Annotated in this window: 23 protein-coding genes; 10 read left to right on the forward strand and 13 right to left on the reverse strand. The window is 45.6% G+C overall.

The genetic code is table 11. The annotated features are described in order from the left end of the window. On the forward strand, positions 1-555 hold the full coding sequence (locus GWR56_RS11780) for a YdeI family protein (protein ID WP_162431436.1): 555 nt from the start codon (positions 1-3) through the stop codon (positions 553-555). Positions 556-593: 38 nt separating this feature from the next. Here the strand turns inward: GWR56_RS11780 and GWR56_RS11785 are convergent, their stop codons facing one another. From GWR56_RS11785 to GWR56_RS11795, 3 genes are all read right to left on the reverse strand, one after another. Beyond that, on the reverse strand, positions 594-953 hold the full coding sequence (locus GWR56_RS11785) for a DUF1493 family protein (protein ID WP_162431437.1): 360 nt from the start codon (positions 951-953) through the stop codon (positions 594-596). A 233-nt stretch (positions 954-1186) separates the two neighbouring features. Then, complete coding sequence (locus tag GWR56_RS11790; protein ID WP_238395220.1) at positions 1187-1684, reverse strand: GNAT family N-acetyltransferase; 498 nt, start codon at positions 1682-1684, stop codon at positions 1187-1189. A gap of 57 nt (positions 1685-1741) precedes the next feature. Next, positions 1742-2077, reverse strand: a complete 336-nt coding sequence (locus tag GWR56_RS11795; RefSeq protein WP_162431439.1) for a cupin domain-containing protein — start codon at positions 2075-2077, stop codon at positions 1742-1744. Positions 2078-2241: 164 nt separating this feature from the next. Between GWR56_RS11795 and GWR56_RS11800 the strand changes: the two genes are divergently transcribed. The 3 genes from GWR56_RS11800 (at position 2242) to GWR56_RS11810 (ending at position 3891) form a co-directional block, all read left to right on the forward strand. Continuing rightward, complete coding sequence (locus tag GWR56_RS11800; RefSeq protein ID WP_162431440.1) at positions 2242-3159, forward strand: DnaJ C-terminal domain-containing protein; 918 nt, start codon at positions 2242-2244, stop codon at positions 3157-3159. Between the two features lie 4 nt (positions 3160-3163). Then, a complete protein-coding gene (locus tag GWR56_RS11805; protein WP_162431441.1) occupies positions 3164-3457 on the forward strand; it encodes a chaperone modulator CbpM in 294 nt (97 codons plus the stop codon). Between the two features lie 95 nt (positions 3458-3552). Further along, a complete protein-coding gene (locus GWR56_RS11810) occupies positions 3553-3891 on the forward strand; it encodes a hypothetical protein (RefSeq protein ID WP_202925315.1) in 339 nt (112 codons plus the stop codon). Positions 3892-4062: 171 nt separating this feature from the next. Here GWR56_RS11810 and GWR56_RS11815 read toward each other — a convergent pair whose 3' ends face one another. Then, on the reverse strand, positions 4063-4833 hold the full coding sequence (locus GWR56_RS11815; protein ID WP_162431442.1) for an enoyl-CoA hydratase/isomerase family protein: 771 nt from the start codon (positions 4831-4833) through the stop codon (positions 4063-4065). Positions 4834-4957: 124 nt separating this feature from the next. Here GWR56_RS11815 and GWR56_RS11820 point away from each other — a divergent pair, with 124 nt between their 5' ends. Next, positions 4958-5554, forward strand: coding sequence for a hypothetical protein (locus GWR56_RS11820; protein ID WP_162431443.1), 597 nt, complete (start codon positions 4958-4960; stop codon positions 5552-5554). On the opposite strand, the gene GWR56_RS11825 is transcribed toward GWR56_RS11820, so the two are convergent. Genes GWR56_RS11825 through kaiC form a run of 4 tightly spaced genes read right to left on the reverse strand, consistent with a single transcriptional unit; the run spans position 5523 to position 9544 of the window. After that, positions 5523-7172 carry an ATP-binding protein gene (locus GWR56_RS11825; protein ID WP_162431444.1) on the reverse strand — a complete coding sequence of 550 codons (1650 nt, stop codon included), beginning with the start codon at positions 7170-7172 and terminating at the stop codon, positions 5523-5525. The two genes, GWR56_RS11820 and GWR56_RS11825, sit on opposite strands and share 32 nt — an antisense overlap. Before the next feature lies 1 nt (position 7173). Further along, positions 7174-7494 carry a circadian clock KaiB family protein gene (locus tag GWR56_RS11830; protein WP_162431445.1) on the reverse strand — a complete coding sequence of 107 codons (321 nt, stop codon included), beginning with the start codon at positions 7492-7494 and terminating at the stop codon, positions 7174-7176. Between the two features lie 17 nt (positions 7495-7511). Further along, complete coding sequence (locus GWR56_RS11835) at positions 7512-7802, reverse strand: circadian clock KaiB family protein (RefSeq protein ID WP_162431446.1); 291 nt, start codon at positions 7800-7802, stop codon at positions 7512-7514. Continuing rightward, positions 7802-9544, reverse strand: a complete 1743-nt coding sequence (gene kaiC / locus GWR56_RS11840; RefSeq protein WP_162431447.1) for a circadian clock protein KaiC — start codon at positions 9542-9544, stop codon at positions 7802-7804. The genes GWR56_RS11835 and kaiC overlap by 1 nt, the downstream gene beginning before the upstream one ends. A 358-nt stretch (positions 9545-9902) precedes the next feature. Here kaiC and GWR56_RS11845 point away from each other — a divergent pair, with 358 nt between their 5' ends. Both GWR56_RS11845 and GWR56_RS11850 read left to right on the forward strand, forming a co-directional pair. Further along, complete coding sequence (locus GWR56_RS11845) at positions 9903-12518, forward strand: PAS domain-containing protein (RefSeq protein ID WP_162431448.1); 2616 nt, start codon at positions 9903-9905, stop codon at positions 12516-12518. A gap of 71 nt (positions 12519-12589) precedes the next feature. Continuing rightward, positions 12590-12946 carry a response regulator transcription factor gene (locus GWR56_RS11850; RefSeq protein ID WP_238395221.1) on the forward strand — a complete coding sequence of 119 codons (357 nt, stop codon included), beginning with the start codon at positions 12590-12592 and terminating at the stop codon, positions 12944-12946. A 74-nt stretch (positions 12947-13020) separates the two neighbouring features. Here GWR56_RS11850 and GWR56_RS11855 read toward each other — a convergent pair whose 3' ends face one another. Then, positions 13021-13467: a DUF983 domain-containing protein gene (locus GWR56_RS11855; RefSeq protein ID WP_162431450.1), complete on the reverse strand. Its 447-nt coding sequence runs from the start codon at positions 13465-13467 to the stop codon at positions 13021-13023. Further along, complete coding sequence (locus GWR56_RS11860; protein WP_238395222.1) at positions 13464-14342, reverse strand: helix-turn-helix transcriptional regulator; 879 nt, start codon at positions 14340-14342, stop codon at positions 13464-13466. The genes GWR56_RS11855 and GWR56_RS11860 overlap by 4 nt, the downstream gene beginning before the upstream one ends. 512 nt (positions 14343-14854) lie before the next feature. Here GWR56_RS11860 and GWR56_RS11865 point away from each other — a divergent pair. After that, a complete protein-coding gene (locus GWR56_RS11865) occupies positions 14855-15487 on the forward strand; it encodes an HAD family hydrolase (RefSeq protein ID WP_162431451.1) in 633 nt (210 codons plus the stop codon). Between the two features lie 67 nt (positions 15488-15554). On the opposite strand, the gene GWR56_RS11870 is transcribed toward GWR56_RS11865, so the two are convergent. From GWR56_RS11870 to GWR56_RS11880, 3 genes are all read right to left on the reverse strand, one after another. Next, entirely contained in the window at positions 15555-15875 is a 321-nt protein-coding gene (locus tag GWR56_RS11870) for a hypothetical protein (RefSeq protein ID WP_162431452.1), read from the reverse strand. Between the two features lies 1 nt (position 15876). Further along, entirely contained in the window at positions 15877-16353 is a 477-nt protein-coding gene (locus tag GWR56_RS11875; protein WP_162431453.1) for a PA2169 family four-helix-bundle protein, read from the reverse strand. A 188-nt stretch (positions 16354-16541) separates the two neighbouring features. Further along, positions 16542-17318, reverse strand: coding sequence for a DNA-formamidopyrimidine glycosylase family protein (locus tag GWR56_RS11880; RefSeq protein WP_162431454.1), 777 nt, complete (start codon positions 17316-17318; stop codon positions 16542-16544). 125 nt (positions 17319-17443) lie between these two features. Here GWR56_RS11880 and GWR56_RS11885 point away from each other — a divergent pair, with 125 nt between their 5' ends. Continuing rightward, on the forward strand, positions 17444-18502 hold the full coding sequence (locus GWR56_RS11885) for a type III polyketide synthase (protein WP_162431455.1): 1059 nt from the start codon (positions 17444-17446) through the stop codon (positions 18500-18502). A gap of 4 nt (positions 18503-18506) precedes the next feature. After that, positions 18507-18998, forward strand: a complete 492-nt coding sequence (locus GWR56_RS11890) for an isoprenylcysteine carboxyl methyltransferase family protein (RefSeq protein WP_162431456.1) — start codon at positions 18507-18509, stop codon at positions 18996-18998. The last annotated feature ends 168 nt before the right edge of the window (positions 18999-19166 follow it).

The raw sequence follows: 19166 nt of genomic DNA on the forward strand, positions 1-19166 counted from the left end.
ATGGAACCCAGATTTTTTGAAACGCCGGCCGATTTCAGGCAATGGCTGCAGGAGCATGCTGCAACTGAAACCGAATTACTGGTTGGCTTTTATAAAACAGGCAGCGGTAAGCCGGGCATTACCTGGCCGCAATCTGTTGATGAGGCCTTGTGTTTTGGCTGGATAGATGGCGTACGCAAATCGCTTGGTGACGAAAGTTATACCATACGTTTTACACCGCGTAAACCAAACAGTATATGGAGTGCCGTTAACATAAAGAAGGTGGCCGAGTTAACCGAAAAGGGCCTCATGCAACCCGCGGGCATCGCCGCTTTTGCAAAGCGTAAAGAAGAAAAATCGGCCATTTACAGCTTCGAGAACGAAGTGATGGCGTTAAAGCCCGAATACGAACAACAATTTAAAGCCAGCAAAAAGGCGTGGGAGTTTTTCCAGGCACAGGCACCGTGGTATAAAAAAGTTTCTATCCACCGTATCATGACCGCTAAACAGGAGAAAACACAACTTAGCCGATTAGAAGCATTAATAAAAGTGAGTGAGAAAGGAGAGCGGAATTAGTGGATTTTGAAATGTGGTTTCAAGGTATACGAGTAATCCTATACCAGCCTGCCGTTTTGTAAAGCATTGTTCAATACAGCTACCTTAAACTTTGGCTTATAACAATAACTCGCAAGCCGTTTAACCCATGGCCGCCTGTAACCAAACATAAGCTTTAGCATACGCACCCTGGCCGAACCTTTGGGGTATCCGTATTTATACCAGCTGAACTTGGAATTGTCAACCTTAAAATGTTCGGCAAATTCGGCCAAAAAAAGGTCTATTTCTATATCGTATATGTCAAGGTCAAGGTCAACGCTGGTGTCGGCGTTCAGCAGCGCGGGGTCTAACCGATAAACCTTATACCGATTACAGTAATCAACTATAAAATCTTTTAACTGCGGTTCGATCTGCTCCATACAATGCCTTAATAGTTTATTAAAAGACACCGTTTTTTGCCCGGCGTTGCAGTTTAAAAATAACAAAAGGGTTTCAAATACTCAAAAATTTAACTTTTATTAACTAATTGCCTTTCCACCCCGGGGGAGGGATGCGGCGGATTGTGAGCTGGCACGGAGGGCTTAACAAGGGGGCGAGACCCTCTCTGCACCCCTTCGGGGAAGAATATCACGGCGCTTGATCTTTCCGGAAATTACAGTGTCTTTTCCAGTTTATACATTTCTATCGGCTGTTTTAAAATACCGTTACGCTCGGTGATCTTCAGCGGTATAACCTCGCCGGTTTTGCTGTAGCCACGCCGTTCGTACCAATCCAGCAATTCGGTGCGGGTGGTAATAACCGTCATCTCAATGGTGCGGCAATTAATGCTCAGAGCGTAATCTTCGGCAGCTGTTAGCAACTGCCTGCCCAGTCCGTTTGCCTGTAACGCTGGCGATACAGTAAGCATGCCCAGGTAAATTTTTTGGCCGCGCTTTTGCAGGTACACACAGCCGGTTATCCGGCTATCTTCGTTAGTATTTTTAAGGATAACCGCGTCGGGATCGTTTAGCTGTTCCACTACCCCCTCCTGGTCAATCCGTTGTCCGCCAATCAGGTCTGCTTCAGTGGTCCAGCCTTTTTTCGAGCTTTCGCCCCTGTAGGCAGCGTTTATAAGCGTAGCCAGTTCGGGCGCATCAGCAAGGGTTGCCATTTTAATATACATGCAGCAAATTTATCAAATTGCTTTTAAACCCACGGAGCCGCTAGTTTATAGTTTTTGATAATCTTCCCTTACCGGGCTGAATATATCTATCAGTTTGCAATCGGTTATGGCTAAGCCGCTGTGGCGCACGTTGGGCGGAATAACCGCAAACGTGCCTGCATCAAGTATTTTGGGTTCGTCATTAACAGTTAGTTGAAACTTTCCTTCAATTACAAAGGCGCATTGCTCATGGATATGCGCATGGTCGGGCACCGCGTTGCCGGCCTTAACCTCAATAAAGTTAATGGTGTTGGTTGCGGTATGTATCAGCTTTGAGAAATAGCCGGGCGCAATCTCTTTAATTTCAATATCGGCGAAACGGCGGATGATAGTATTGTTCATAAGTATTGATCTTTAAACGTATATTGCTATGCGGCGTAGGCCAGCGTGCTGCCGTGCGCATACGGTTTAGCGGGTGTAATTTATGTAAAACAGGCGTAATTAAACAACCCTGTTAAAACTTAAGCCCACGCTCCGTCGTTTAAATAAATACATTGTAATAAGCTATGGCATTTATTGATTATTATAAGATACTTGGCGTAAACAAAAACGCATCCGAAAAAGAAATAAAAAGCGCTTATCGTAAAATGGCCCGCAAATACCACCCGGACGTTAATCCTAACGATGCGGAAGCCGAAAAACAATTTAAGCAGGTGAACGAAGCTAACGAGGTTTTAAGCGACCCCGAAAAACGCAAAAAATACGATAAGTATGGCGAAAACTGGCAGCACGGCGAAGCTTACGAGCAGCAGGCGAGGCAGCAAAGCCAGCAGCGCAGCTACGGCGGCGGTGGTGGCGCGCAAGGTTTTGGCGGTTACGATTTTGGCGGCGGTGGCGGAGATTTTTCTGATTTCTTTAATTCGATGTTTGGCGGAGGCCCGCCGGGCAGTGGGAGCGGGGGCAGGCAATCGGCACGTTACCGGGGGCAGGATATGAACGCGCAGCTGCAGCTAAGCCTGCGGGACATACTGGAATCAAAAAAGCAAACCATAACCGTTAACGGTAAAAACATACGCCTTACTATCCCGGCAGGCATAGAGAACGGGCAGACCATAAAAATTGCCGGGCATGGAGGCCCTGGCAGCAATGGGGCACCTGCCGGCGATTTGTATATAACCTTTTCCATCCCGGATGACCCGGAATTTAAACGGGTAGGCAATGATCTGTACCGCACGATAAACATCGATCTTTATACCGCCGTTTTGGGGGGTGAAATTACAGCCGATACCTTAACAGGCAAGGTAAAACTGAAAGTGCAGCCGGGCACGCAGCCGGGCGCTAAAGTTAAACTAAAGGGCAAGGGTGTGCCGGTTTATAAAAAGGAAGCGCATTTTGGCGACCTTTACCTTACCTACAATGTACAGCTGCCAACCAGCCTTACCGCTAAACAAAAAGAGTTATTTGAAGAACTGGCTAAATCATAAACCGATGAGAACCGAGAATTTAATAACCGTGAACGACTTTTGTGTGTACCACAACGTGGAATATACTTTTGTTGATTACCTGGCCGAGGCCGGGCTGATTAAGGTAACAACCGTTAACAAAACCAACTGCATACCTATTGATGAGATACAAAAGCTGGAGCGCATGGTACGGCTGCACAACGAGCTTGAAATAAACGAACCGGGGATTGCAACGATAAATAATTTGCTGCAAAAGCTGGAAGATATGCAGCAGGAAATGAGTATTTTAAGAAGCAAATTGAAGCTTTACGAAGGGTGATACTGAAAAAAAGTGTGATTTTTTATTAAACCCCTGTACACCGATCGTGTCATAGAGGTAAATGAAACTATAATTGTTAATAAAAATTCACTGCCATGAAGATCATTAAAATTTCAATAATTGCGATAGTATTAACCTTTAGCATGCAACTGGCGAAAGCACAGGTTAGCGTAGGTATAGGAGTAAATATAGGCACCCCGGTACACAGGGTGGTAGTTGAAAGGCCTTATTATTATGACGATTTTGGCCGCGTTGTTTACTACGAGCGCCCGGTTTATGCAACCCGTTATTACGCACGCCCGGTTTACCGTACAAGATATTACACCCGCCCGGTTTACCGCAATGTAGTTGTATATAACAAACATTATTATCACGGTCGCGGCCCGGGTCGTGGTTGGGGTCATGGTCATGGTCATGGCCACGGAAGGCACTAATCTTGCAAACCCGAGAACGCACTATCCTGTATAATTAAAAAAACCCGCACTTAGCGGGTTTTTTTGTTGTATTGTACTTCGCCGGAATTTCGGCGTCGCTCTTGCCATACTTATCGCGGTTTTTCTGTCGCGGATCCAGAGTTACCGTCATTGGGTTTAAAGGCGATTATTTTACTTCTTTAAAAACGCATTGAGCGCTTGCTGCGTAAACTCAGACAGTACCAGTTCGCCACTAATGGCCGCCCGGTTGGTAAGCAATTGGTCCCAGTCTTCAGTACCCTCCCAAAGTATCTGTTTAAGGCCCTTAAGCGCCTCTGGATGATACGAGGCAAGTTTGCGTGTCAGTATCCCTAACGCTTCATCCAATTGCTTTATATCGCCGTAAACTTCGTTAAACAAGCCCTTTTGCATGGCCCATTGGGCCGATTGAAAATCGATAGCGCGGATAGTGAGCTGCGAAAATGCCGGTAACCCTATTTTGCGTATAACCGCCGGCGATATTACAAATGGCCCGATACCAATGGCAAGTTCGCTTAATTTTATAGATGCCGCTTCGGTAGCCAGGCAATAATCGGCGCCGGCAGCAAGGCCCACCCCGCCGCCAACCGCCTTGCCCTGTATGCGCGCGATAATGATCTTGGGTGATTTCCGGCAGGCATTAATCACATTGGCAAACCCCGAAAAAAAAACCGCGCCCGCTTGTTTATCTTTTATCTGCAGTAGTTCGTCAAAGCTGGCCCCCGCGCAAAAGGTACGCTCGCCGGCGCTTTGTAATACAATCACTTTAACAGCTGGGTTGGTACCGGCCTCATTAATTTTTTCGGTAAGCGCCTGCAGCAGGTGAGCGGGCAGCGAGTTTTGCGCAGGGTGATAAAAGCCTATGGTAGCTATGCCATCGGCACTTATGTTAACGGCTACATTTCCATTTGGTGAATCTGTCATTGCATGTTTAGATAACGGCGTGCCAATATCCGCAAATTTAACTTAATCACAAATTTTACGGATACCTGTATGTAACCCCCGGTTTATATAGGGCGTCACAAAGCTTAATCAAGCTGCATTAATCATGATGGAAAAGAAAATTTTTACTTTATCGCTGGCTATCGCACCACTGCTTTATACAGCATCGGGCTTTTTTTGGCTTAGTAATGGCAGGTATAATGTTACCGGCGCTACACTTATTGTTATTGGCAGCGTTTTCTGGGTTTTTGTATTCAATGGTTTTTTTACCGGGCTAAAAGCACACGCACCATGGTACAGCGCGATAGGGCGGTGTGTGGCAATTTATGGGTGCGCCTGCGGCGGTGTTGCTTTTGGCCTTCAGGATGCCTTTGCTGATATGTTTCATATTTCGCACAGTGCCATGCTTAACGGGCTGGCTTTGCACCCGGTATTTGCAAATTTGATCTTTTGGATAGGCGGGCCGCTTTTCCCGTTAAGTGTATTTGCGATGGGCATTATGCTGGCGCGAACCAAGATGATACCGGTGTGGGCGGGTATAGTTCTTTCGGCGGCGGGTGTATTGTTTCCTGTATCGCGGATTTTACGGATAGAGGCAATAGCCCACGCCGTTGATTTGTTAATGCTGGTGCCGATGGGTTATGTAGCCTTTCGCGGTGTAAAAAGTACCACTAAACCAGCGGAAGCTCAAAATAGAAGGTAGAACCCTGGCCGGTTTCGCTATCCACACCTATAGTGCCGTTATGATTGCTGATGATCTCCTGCGAAATGTACAGCCCCATGCCTAATCCGCTGGTCATGTTCTTTCTGTCTTCTACACGGTAAAAGCGCTCAAAAATGCGGGTTTGCTGGTGCTGCGATAGCCCGATACCGTGGTCGGTAACAGATACGCGTGCTTTATTGTTATTCTTTTTAACCGTTATCAGCACGTTTTTATCGTTTTGCGAATACTTTACCGCGTTGTTGATCAGGTTCATCAACACCTGTTCAAGGCGTTCATTATTTCCCTTTACAATCGGATCACCCTCTATCTGCTTCTCAAATATGTACGATGAATAAACATGTTCGGCATTTTCAACGCATTGGTTTACCAGTTCGGTTATATTAACATCATTCAGGGAATATTCTAACCTGCCGGCCTTTATTTTGCTCACATCAAGCAAATCGTTTATCAGGCTTTGCAGTTTGTTTATAGATACCCCTGCTTTGTTAATGTATTGCGTAATAATTGGCGGCAGTTGTTCTTTTTTATAGCCGGCAATAAGCTGCAGATAACCTTTTAAACTGGTTAAAGGGGTTTTCAGTTCGTGGCTGGCAATACCAATAAACTCATCTTTACGGTCCATCTCGCGTTTCTGGTCCTCAATATCGGTTGCCGTACCAACCCAAAAAATAATTTCACCTTTATCGTTTTTAAGCGGCTGGGCCCGGTTAAGGTGCCAGCGGTAAACGCCATCGTGGCGTTTGTAGCGATTCTCCACCTCAAACATCTCGCCGGTAGCCAGCGAGTGGGTATATTTTTCGATGGTCATTTTCAGGTCGTCGGGATGTATCAGTTCTTTCCAACCCAAGCCCGCTGTTGCTTCAAAATCTTTGCCTGTGTAATCGTACCAGCGCTGGTTGTAAGAGTTTACATTGCCATCGGGCAGGTTTGTCCAGGTCATTTGCACAATGTTGTTGGTGAGCAGCTTAAAGTGCTCACGGCTTATTACCAGGTCGTGGGTACGCTCTTTTACCGTAGCCTCTAAAGTATTGTTCAGCTTTTCGGCGTTTGCGCGCGATTCTTCCAACTGCTCGTTACGCAGCTGCAGCTGTTTTTCTGTTTCTTTTAGCAGGCTTAGGTCGGTTACGATTATACTTAAAGCCGTACCGCCATCAAGCTCGATGGTATTGCACGAGAACATGCAATGCATATCCTTACCGCCGCCATCTTTTAATATAATTTCTAACCGGCACTCTTCGTTCCAGCTGCTGTGTATCAGTTCTTCCAGCGCAGTTTTAGATTGATCGGGTACGAAGGACGCGAGGGGGGCTCCTATAGCTTTTTCCAGAGGCGTATTAGCCATTACAGCAAAGCGGGTGTTGCAATACAAAATTATGCCTTCGCTGTTTATGGTGACCGCCCCTTCGCTCATTTTTTCAATAAAAACACGATAGGTTTGGTCGGCAGTTTTTAACGTATATAACTGGTGGCCATCAGTATCCTTTACTACCAGGGCATCAACCTGGCCGGTACGTATAGCATTTATGGTTTCCTGCGCTTCTTCCAGTTGAAAGCGCAGTTCCCGAATTTCTTCTGAATGTTGATCCTGCTGCTCCATATTAACTGTTATGTGCTATTCCAAGCCCTCTTAGCACCCTTTGCGTATCGCTCATATCGCCTATCATCCGGCGTTCGGGGTAGGGTGCTTTTTTTATCATTAAAGGTACGGCTATCACATCGTCGCCCTCGGCAAGCTGCGGTTGCTGGTGTATATCAATAATTTCCAGCTGATAGTTGCCGGCCAGGTGTTCTTCGCAGATAGCTTTGATGTTTTCAACCGCGCGGATAGAGTTGGGGGATGCCCCCGTTATAAACAAACGTAATATAAAAACCCCGGCGTCTGTATCAGACATGCCTGCAACCTCGTTCTGATCGGCCATAACTATGTTTATTACAATTAAGCCGGGCGAATGTTTAAACCAACTAAAACCTTTTCTTCGTTTGACAGATCGCCTATAATTTTACGGATAGGCTCCGGTACCTTTCTAACCAGGGTGGGGATAGCCAGTATCTGGTCTCCTTCTGCCAGCTGAGGTTTCTCTAAAAGATCAATTACTTCAATGCGGTACTGGCCTTTCAGATGTTCTTCGCAATATTTTTTAAGGTTGCTTAACGCGGTAACCGATTTTGGCGTTTTACCCGCTACATACAGCCTAAGCTCCCATTTTTTATCAACGTGTTTTACCATTACTTTTTACGGCTTGTTTTTGATTCGGCAACCGTTTCGCCTTTTCTCAGCCTCACCACTTCCTCACGGTTTTTGTTTAGTATTTCTTTTTTAAGTTCTTCTTCCAGGTAAACCTTGTTCAACTCCTCTTCAACAGATTCGAACTCGGTGTGCAGGCTGGCTATTTTTGCTTCAAGTACCTTACGTCTCCGTAGTATCTCCCTGTCTTTACGGCCTATAGCGCTGCTGTGAAGGGCCTCGCCTGCTCTTTCAAGCAGCATTTGCTGCTCGCGGGCCGACCCGGTTAACACTCCTTCGGGGCCTAAATACACCTCAACAAGTTTTAGCCCGTTATTGGTAATTATAAATTCTCGCACCTGGTTTGAGTGTTTCATCCCGCGCGATTTCATGACATACAGCCCCCGGTTACGTTCGCCGTTAAATTCAATGTCACGTACCAGTATCCAGGCATCAACCAATGATGATACACCTTCATCGGTTTGCTCGTTTACAATGGTGTTTAATGATAGTGCGGTAAACATTACCGAAATACCCTCCTCCTGTAAAAAGTCTATCATCCGCACCAGCATATTCTTTACCTCGCTTACCGACCCGATATTGATGAAGTTGGTTATCGGGTCGATGATGACCACTTTTGGCTGGTATTTTTTAATGCATTTATGCATAGCCACCAGGTGCATTTCAAGCCCGTATAAATTTGGCCTCGAAGCGTTAAAGTGCAGATATCCATTATCTACATGTTTTTGCAGATCCATGCCGATCGACCTCATGTTCCGGATGATCTGGCTTGGCGATTCTTCCATGGCAAAATACACGCATGCTTCTTTACGGCTGCAGGTTTCGTTAGCAAATGATGCAGCTAAGCTTGTTTTCCCGGTGCCTGCCGTGCCCGACACCAGCACGCTGCCCCCGCGGTACAAACCTTTGCCGCCCAGCATCTCATCCAATGCAGGGATCCCGGTCGACAACCTTTCCGTAGAGACCTTATTGGCCATTTTTAACGATGTAACCGGCAGCACCGAGATGCCGTCCTCATCAATCAGGAAGGGGTACTCGTTTGTGCCATGCACGGTACCGCGGTATTTTATAACGCGCAGCCGGCGGGTAGATATCTGGTTTACCACGCGGTTATCAAGCAGGATAACGCAATCAGATACGTATTCTTCCAGCCCCTGCCGCGTTAATGATCCCTCGCCACGCTCGCCGGTAATTATTGCCGTTACACCCTTTTCTTTCAGCCAGCTGAACAAGCGGCGCAGTTCCATACGCAGCACAGTTTGGTTGTTTAAACCCGAAAATAAATTCTCGAGCGTATCAAGCACCACCCTTTTTGCGCCGATGCTATCTATGGCATAGCCTAAACGAATAAACAAACCTTCCAGGTCGTATTCGCCTGTTTCCTCTATTTCACTGCGATCAATGTGTACGTGGTCTATTTTTATTTTTTTATCGGCCTGCAACTTGTTAAGGTCGAAGCCCAGCGAGGCCACATTCATGGCTAATTCTTCTGATTGTTCCTCAAACGCCACAAACACGCCCGGCTCATTGTACATAACAGCCCCGCGAACGATAAACTCTATCGACATCAGCGTTTTGCCTGATCCTGCTTCGCCGCATATTAAAGTTGGCCTGCCCAAAGGCAACCCTCCCTCGGTAATTTCGTCAAGGCCGGTTATACCTGTTAAGGCCTTGGGTAATGTGCTATATATTATAGGCTCTTTATTTTTTTTTGACTTACTCATGTAATTCAGTAGTTTTCATAAAAGTATAAATTATACCGTAGCAAGCAACTCATTTGCTTAAAACCAACCTTATTTATTCAAATAAGTTGTAAAATTTCTATCTCAAAATTATCTGCTTAACTACTTGAATTTATAATTGTTTGAATTATAACATTTTATTTACAGGAAGCTGTTCGAGGATAACCCTTAAATAAAATCTTTAACAATCATTTAATTTATTTAGAGATAAGGCAAACCATACTTTGGCTTTTGCAGCCGGTTTTATTAACCAAAAAAATTAATGCTACATTTACATTCTGCTTACAGCTTAGTTAGCCGGTACTTTTTCTGAATATTTATACGTTTATTTCTGACATAAATGGAAAGTTACAGCTACCCTGTGCAAAACGAAAATCTGTTTAAGACTATCATAGATCAGTCGCCCTCGCCCGTGGGCCTATACGTGGGGCGCGATATTGTAATAACCTTAGCTAACGATGCCATATTAAAGGTTTGGGACAGGGACCGGTCGGTTATTGGTAAAACCTTCCGCCAGGCGTTGCCCGAACTGGAAAGCCAGCAGTTTTGCGATATACTTGACGAGGTTTTTGCAACCGGTATTGCTTACCAGGCCTATGCCGAAAAGGTTGACCTTGTTGTGAGTGGCGCACTGCAAACCTTTTATTTTAATTTTACCTATAAGCCGCTTAAGGATGACAAGGGCGAAGTTTGGGGGATACTAAACACGGCCGAGAATGTAACCGAACTGGTGCTTACGCGCCAGAAACTGGCCGAAGCCGAGGAACGGTCAAGGTTCGCGCTCGACTCGGCTGAGATGGGGGCGTGGGATATGGACCCGGTGAGCGAAACCGTAACCTGGGACGACCGCTGTAACGCTTTGTACGGCTTTGCTAAAGGCGAGGGTACCAGGTATAGCGACGTATTGGCACACATACATCCTCACGATCTTTCAAAAGTGGAAGTAATGGTTAGGGAAGCGCTGAACCCTGATGGCTCGGGTATCTACGATGCAACTTTCAGAATAATTGACCCGCATAACAAACAGGTGCGCTGGCTGCGCAGCAAAGGCAAGGCACATTTTAATAGCGCAGGCAGTTGCATACGGTTTGCCGGCACTACGCTGGATATATCTAACGAGATAAAGGATAAGGAGGAGCAGCGCAAGCTGATGACCCTGATAGATAATACATCAGATTTTATAAGCCTGTCTGAAGTTGACGGGAGCGTTAAATACGTTAATGCTGTTGGCCGCAAAATGGTTGGGCTTGATGATGAAGACGCTTTGCCGCATAATTCGCAGTTTATTATGCCCGAAGAAATTGATAAACTGAAAAACGAGGTAAATAAAGCGCTGGAAGAGCAGGGTAAGTGGAGCGGCGAATGTTTATATCGCCATTTTAAAACCGGCGAAGCTATACCGGTATATGGTACCACCATGTATATTTACGACCCTAACGGAAAGCCGCAGGGCAGGGCTACCATAGCCCGCGACCTGCGTTCAGAAATTGCAGGCAAACAGGCGCTTATCAATAGCGAGCACCTTCTGAAAAATATAACCAGCGCCGCCCCCGCCGCCCTGTGGATGGCCGACGATAAGGGCATGATCATTTATGCCAACGAAACCTGGACAACGTGGACCGGCCAATCAAACGAGCAGTTTTTAGGTAAGGGATGGCTGGAATTTATTTTGCCCGAGGACAGGCACCGGGTGGCCGAGAAGTTTTTGGAAGACCTGAAAACACAGCAGCCATATAAAGTTGATTTTAGGATACGCCGTAAAGATGGTGAGATACGCTGGTGCATTGCTACCGGTAACCCGCAATATAACCACGCCGGTAAATTTATGGGTTACATTGGCGCTTGTACAGATGTAACCGAAAAAACCATTGCCGATATAGAGCTGCAGCTAAAGAACGGCGAACTGAACGACCAGATAAAGCAGTTTGAATTTGTGACCGATTTTATGCCCGTGCAGTTGTGGACGGCCAACACTGCCGGAGAACTGGATTACGTAAACCAACAAACCATTGATTATTTTGGCTTGCCGATGGCAGACGTTATTGGCGAAAGGTGGCTGAACCATGTACACGATGACGATCGGGATGGATATATAAGCGCGTGGATGCAGGCCATAAAAACCGGTAGCCTTTACCAGTACGAATTTAGGCTGCGCGATAAAAGCGGTAATTATAAATGGCACCTGGTAAGGGCATTACCCTTTATATTGGATGGAGAGATAGTAAGGTGGTTTGGTACCAACACCGATATTGACGAACAAAAGCAGATGCAGCGCCAAAAAGACGATTTTTTGGGTATTGCCAGCCACGAGTTAAAAACGCCCGTAACCAGCATTAAGGCCTACGCGCAGGTATTGGGCGCCATGCTAAGCCGCGAGGGAGAGGAAAAAAAGGCTGCCATGGTTATGAAAATGGATGCGCAGCTAAACCGGCTTACCAATTTAATAGGCGATCTGCTTGATGTAACCAAAATAAACTCGGGCCGGATATTGTTTAACAGGGCATGGTTTGATTTTAACCAGGCCGTGCAGGAAACCCTTCAGGATATTCAGAATACTACGCACAAACACTTGCTGGTGATGGATTTTAAAGAAACCGGCAAGCTTTATTCTGATAAAGAGCGCATTGGGCAGGTGGTAACCAACCTGGTAACCAATGCCATCAAATACTCACCTCAAAGCAACCGAATCATCATTAGTACCAGCCGTAGCGGTGACATGGTAACAGTTTGCGTAGAAGACTTTGGTATCGGTATCCCCGAGGATAAGAAGGAAAAGGTATTTGAACAGTTTTACCGGGTAAGCGGCAGTAAGCAGCATACTTTTCCCGGTTTGGGGCTTGGGTTATATATCTCGAACGAGATAATACGCCGCGAAGGCGGAAAAATGTGGGTAAACAGTACAGAAGGAAAAGGGTCTACTTTTTGCTTTTCGTTACCCGTTAACAAAGGCGCGTAATTTAACCAGCCGGTTAATACCCGGTTAAACCTGCCTTATGTTTTCAACTCTAATATCATAAAATGAGCCGGATGCAAAAAAAAATAATGATAGCCGATGATGACCCCGGAATAGTGGATGCTGTAGAAATGCTGCTTCAGTTTGAAGGCTATGCCGTAACCACCACATTTGACGGCTCCACGGTGCTGGATATGCAGGACGAACTGCCCGATTTACTGCTGCTTGATATATGGATGAGCGGCGAAGACGGCCGCGATATTTGCCGGCAGTTAAAGGCTGCTGCCGCCACCCGTAATATCCCTGTTATCATGGTGTCGGCCAGCCGAGATATCCAGGAATCGGCATTAGCTGCCGGCGCCGATGATTTTTTGGCTAAGCCTTTCGAAATGAACGAGCTGTTAGAAAAGATAGAACGGTTGACGCATTAAGGGTGCTAATAAAGGATTTCACCCCCGCGACGCCTTCTTTGCGAAGCGAAGAGATCCATAGCAAATTACTGAAACTATTTCTTTTTAGTGTCAGGCTGCTCTACCTTATTTCTGTCTTCTGCCCTCCAGGGTTCGTAATGTAAGCCTGGTGTAAGCCAGTATAACAAAGCCACCCGCGAATACCGGTAGTTAAAAGGTGATAAAACGAATATCACACCCAGTAACACGGCCACATAAAGCCACGGCGAGTTTGACCCTGTCAGGATGTGCAGACCCACCGCGAAGGTTACCATCTCTGCAACGTTAAAAGCGTAACTTATAAACATAGCCACATACCAGTATCCCGGTTCGCGCTCGTAATGAAGCCCGCAATGCGAGCATCGCTCGTGCATTTTTTGCGAACCAAAGTTGTAGGTAGGTGTGCTGTAAATATCGCCCCTGCGGCAGCGCGGGCATTTAGCTTTTATGTAAGCTTCTAAAACAGGTACGTAGCTGGCGGGTTTTATGTTTGTAGGTGTCATTGGGCAATGGGGTTTTTCCGGAAATCCTCGGGGGTTAGGCCGGTATATTTTTTAAAAAATTTGGTGAAGTACGAGTTATCAGCAAAATTAAGCTTGGAGGCAATTTCTGTGATGTTAAGGTCCAGGTTTACCAGCAGGCGCTTTGCCTCTAATATTACGCGGTTGCGTATAACCTCGCCCGCGGGGATACCCAGCATATCATTACATAACGCGTTTAAATGGTTGGGCGTAATGTACAGCAGGGCCGCGTAATCTTTTGGCAGGCGCAGGGTAGCAAAGTTTTTATCGGTAAGCTTTTTAAAACTTTGCAGCAACGTATAATTATAGTTTGGCGTGGTATTTTGGCTGCTGTATACGCCGTGCCTTGCCACTAAAATAAATAATTGCAGCATTAGCGCGCGTATCATATCCATAGCCATATGGCCCGGGCCATGGCTCTCTGCTATCAACTGTTCAAACAGGGCGGTAACCTGCAGTTGTTTATCTGCGCTTATGTTTATTACTTCGTCATCAACATTGCCGGTAAAAAACGGCAGGCTTTCCAGGTAATCTGGCCGCAGCAGGAACGACTGGAAAAATTCCGCTGAAAAATTGATGATATAACCATCTACCGGGCCTTCAAAACTCCACCGGTGCACCTGCCCCGGCGACATAAAATAGATCTGGTGAGGCTCAACAGGGAAGTATTTAAAGTCGATAGAATGTTTGCCGCTGCCTTTTGTAAAAAAAACTACGTGGTAAAACGTGTGCTTGTGGGGCAGGCTAAGGTTTTGATGTTTTTGCAGATACGGCGCAAAACGGCTGATGAGCAGATCACTGTGCTGATGATCAGCCAGGGAACAAATATCATAAACCGGGAATGCTTTTTTCATCATCACAAAGATAGTTAACTATTACCTGTAGTAATGGTGTAAAATGGTGTTGTTATGGTATTTTTTACCGATTTATGATTTTGCAAAATTTCTTAATGTCCTTGCCATGCGCCACCCACCATGTTCTGCCCGCTTTCACCCGAAGCTGTTTTGCTGACGGGATTTACAATCGCTCCCCTAACGTCATTGCGAGCGTAGCGTGGCAATCATCGATAGAAAGCCACCCGCCAGCAAAGTACTGCTCTAACGACGCCTCAAAATGCGGCATTGGACTGTTGGTAACAACCACTGACGGTTCATACAGCCCACAACCATTGCTAACGAAGGGCTATATTATACGATTGTTCGCCAAACACTCCCCCGCAACCACAACTCGCACCAAACATTTTAAAACCTTTTGTTCAGCACGACAAATCGTTCAGCGACGCGAAGTATCGCGTCTCTGGTATAAATAAAGTTCACGGCATTTACATATAACTAATCTACTTTAAAATTAACTTATTAATTTCACCCCCATGCAAAAACCTGACAGTCTTATTTTTGATATGGACGGTACCCTTTGGGATGCCGTTGACACTTACGCCCACTCATGGAATGTTGTTTTCGCGGAGCAGGGTATCGATAAAACAATTACGCGCGATGTTTTAGCCGGCATGGTGGGCTGGGAAGGGAAAAAGGTTATTGAGGTTTTAATGCCTGATCTGGAGCATGACAGAAGAATTGAAATATACGATATGGTGAACGGCCAACGCCATAACCTGATCAGCGAAAAGGGCGGCATATTGTACGAGGGTGTGAAAGACGGCCTTAAACTGCTGGCCGAAAAGTACCCGCTTTTTATACTAAGCAACTGCGCCAAAGGCATTATCAGGCAGTTTATTGACTGGGCGGGGATAAACGACCTGATAAAGGACGAGATGGCACATGGCGTAAACTTTATGCCTAAAAACCATAACATCAAACTATTGATGGATAAGCACGGGCTTAACAGCCCTGTTTACGTTGGTGATACCGCCGGTGATGGCGAGCAAAGTCGCCTGGCGGGAATACCCTTTGTATTTGTAAGTTACGGCTTTGGCCAAACAGACGATTACGATCTTAAGTTCAACGATTTTACCTCGCTGGTAAATCATTTTGTGAACTTATAGAGCCCACCTGTAGCCATTGCCCCGGTGCAGCGAATTGACGGGGTGGTTGCAATGATTTGGCCGTGTTTCAAAACAGTTTATCTGCCTTTCCGGAGTTAGGCGTAAGTATCTTGCTTAAGTTGTATTGTCTGTCGGGGTCGTTGTTACCCTTTATAAGCCCTTTAGAGAACAATCCCTCCAGTACCTCACGGGTTTGCTTCAGGTGTGTAGCCGTATCTGTTTGCGGCTCTAATTCGTTGAGTTTAGCGGCTACCTCAGGCGCTGTGGCATATTCCAGCTGCGCCAGGGCATAGATCACATTGTCCTGCATAGAAGCCCCTGCATCATACTCGTGCGGCACATGCAGGGGCTTGTAGTCTTTTAAAAAATCCTGGTCGGGGCTATCCATGTTATGCTACGTTTTTGCTTGAATCGCGCAGGGCCTTAATGGCATCGTGCGCTATTTTTAAACCGTTTATATGATTATTCAGCAGGCTTACAACCTGTTCGTCCTCCCATATCAGTTCCTTATCATCAAGGGCTTTTCTATAAGCGCTTTTGGCTACGTCTTCACCGTATTCGCAGTCGGACAGTACCGAAACGTTATCCTTTTTGGTGAAAGCCGATTTTACGTCCATCCAGGCATGATAAAACTTCCCTGAAAGGGTAGTGCCGTCGGTAGGCGAGCCGCCCAGCAAGTGGATGTAATCGTTCAACTCGTTTACATATCCTTTGCTCTGGTCAATATACCCTTCAAACACTGTTTTTAAAGCGGTGTCTTGTGTGCCTTCAACAGCTTTTTGATAACCCGTTATCCGGTCGTTATTTATCTTTATCAGATCGTTCAATGCCGATATCTGGTGTTGTATGTGTTGTAATGTTCCCATGTTGATAGCTTTTCTTTGCTAAACATGGCGTTGGAGTTAAATGTTTTGAGTTTATAGAAAATATATTAATCAAATAAAACCTGTCACGTCTTGCGGCCGATTGCGCGGCAATTGTCGATAGAAAGGCAGGAGGTAAGCATGTCGCAGATCGCCCACATCGCCACGCTACCCGCAATAACGCGTTTTTACTATTTATACAATTCCTGCTCTTCCGTATAATACGTTTTGCGCGATTTTTCGTCTATCAGTATCGGCGCGCCTTTGGGGCTATGCTTCTTCTTTGAATTATGAATCAGCATAAAATCGCGCACTTCGCCGGCTATGATATCAGGGTTTGCCTTGATGATCTCTTTTTCGGCGTTTTTTAAAACGGAATGGATGGAACCTACCAGGTCCTTCACTTTCCCCTCCGGGATCTTATTACATACCGAAAACGGCGATATACCCGCATCCCACAATATCTCGTCGGCATAAGCATTGCCAATGCCGCGAATGATCTTTTGATCGAGCAATACGGTTTTGATGTTAGTTTTCTTTTTGCCCAGGATGCCGGTTAAGTAATCCAAACCTGCACCGGGCGATAAGGCGTCGGGCGCGTCTTTGGCATCGGGGTTAAGGGTAGGGGTGGCAATCCCCTGAAAATCCGTAAGCACCAGGCCGGTATCGTCGGTAAATAACAGCTCTATTATGGGATATTTATTATCGTGTTTGCCCTCAAACAAAAAAAGTTTGCCGTGCAGCATCAGGTGCATGCCCAACACATCCCCTTTGCTGAATTTAAAGAACAGTTCTTTCCCGTCGCGATAAACCGAAGAAAGCTTTTGCCCACGCAGGGTGTCTTGTAATTCCTTGTAGGTAACGTTTAGTTTTGGAGCTTTATGTACGGTTACCTGTTTAAGGGCTTTACCGCTTAGCTTTTTATCAAGGTTATGACTGAAAACCTGCAGATCGGGTAGTTCGGGCATGATGCTGTTTTTTAGATCACTAAATTAAGCTTAGGTATAAATAAAACAATAGCCCCGGTTAAAAGTTGTCAACCAAAGTCCCTTTTATAACGTATCTGTTATAGGGCTTTACTAAATTAATACAAATGCCACATATAGCAGCAATTTCTAAGATAGATCTACCGGACAAGGTTGACCAGCAGCAGGTAAAAAAGCAGGCACGCGAAATTTTCCTGGCCAATTTTCCACAGGCCGACAGGCTCATTCAGGCTTTTGATAATACCGGCATTGTAACCCGCAACTTCGCGAAGCCGATAAGCTACTATGCAGAAAATACCACTTTTAAGCAGCGGAATGATGATTATATAAAACTGTCGCTGCAATATTCGGTAGAGGCCATTGAAACGGTTATTGCAAAGGCAGGCATTAGTAAAGCACAAATTACCGATATCATATTTATATCTACTACCGGCCTGGCCACCCCAAGTATAGATGCGCTGATTATCGATCGAATGCAACTTGATCCGCATATAAACCGCACGCCGGTTTGGGGCTTGGGCTGCGCAGGCGGGGTGTCGGGTATGGCAAAGGCGAATATAGCGGCAAAGGCAAACCCCGATGCGGTGGTGCTGCTGGTTGCTGTGGAACTTTGCTCGCTTACGCTCATAAAAAACGATTATAGTAAAAGTAATTTCATAGGGTCGAGCTTGTTCTCTGACGGGATAGCGGCATGCCTTATAAAAGGCGATAATCATGAATATGTTGCACCTAAAGTGGAGATAAAAGCGGCCAGCAGTAAACTATACTATAATTCGCTTGATGTAATGGGCTGGGATTTTGGCGAAGAGGGTTTCAAGGTGGTTTTTTCTAAGGATATCCCAACCTTTATTCACCGGAACATCAGGCATGATATTGATGATTTTTTAGCAAAGCAAGGCCTGCAGCTTAGCGATATCAAAAACTTTATTTTTCATCCCGGCGGCAAAAAGGTGCTGGATGCGTATGCCGATGCTTTAGGTATTGAAAGCGACTTTTTGAAAAACACCCGCGAGGTAATGAACAACAACGGTAACATGAGCAGCGTAACAGTGCTTTATGTGCTGGAAAGGTTTATGACCGATGGTTTTACCGATGGTTACGGGCTGATGCTGGCCATGGGGCCAGGCTTTAGCAGCGAAATGGTTCTACTGGATATGAAAAACTAATCACATGATATTTACGGTATTTATCCTGTTCCTGATATTTCAGCGCCTTGCCGAACTTTATGTATCCTCACGCAACGAAAAATGGCTGCTTAAAAACGGTGCCGTGCAATACGGAAAGGAGCATTATCCTTTTATTGTAGCATTGCATACCCTTTTCATTATATCGGTAATCGCCGAATATATGTGGCGTGATAACACTATCGTTAGCTACCCGCTTATCGTGCTGTTTTTTGTACTGATCGTTATCAAGGTGATCGTTATATCTACCCTCGGGCATTACTGGAATACTAAAATTTATAAGGTGCCCGGCACCCGCCCGGTTGCTACCGGCATTTATAAATACATAAAACACCCCAATTATATTATAGTTATCTGCGAGATAGCGATAATACCACTTGCATTTGGGCTGTATTATACCGCAATAACATTCACTATCCTGAACGCTATAATGCTGTACGTGCGTATCAAAAAAGAAAACGAAGTTTTAGCGATGTAGATAGTGGCACCGATTTATTAGTTTAGACTCCATTATTCTGCCACCCAACCAGTTCCCAACCTTTTTGCCGACTCTTTTGATAGGTTTACGGTATTTGATGATCTTACTTTACACAAGGTTAGCGCCCTGCGCAATGCAGGACTTATCTATTCATTAGTCTTTCATGTA

It is taken from the genome of Mucilaginibacter sp. 14171R-50 (genome assembly GCF_010093045.1).
Lineage (GTDB): Bacteria > Bacteroidota > Bacteroidia > Sphingobacteriales > Sphingobacteriaceae > Mucilaginibacter.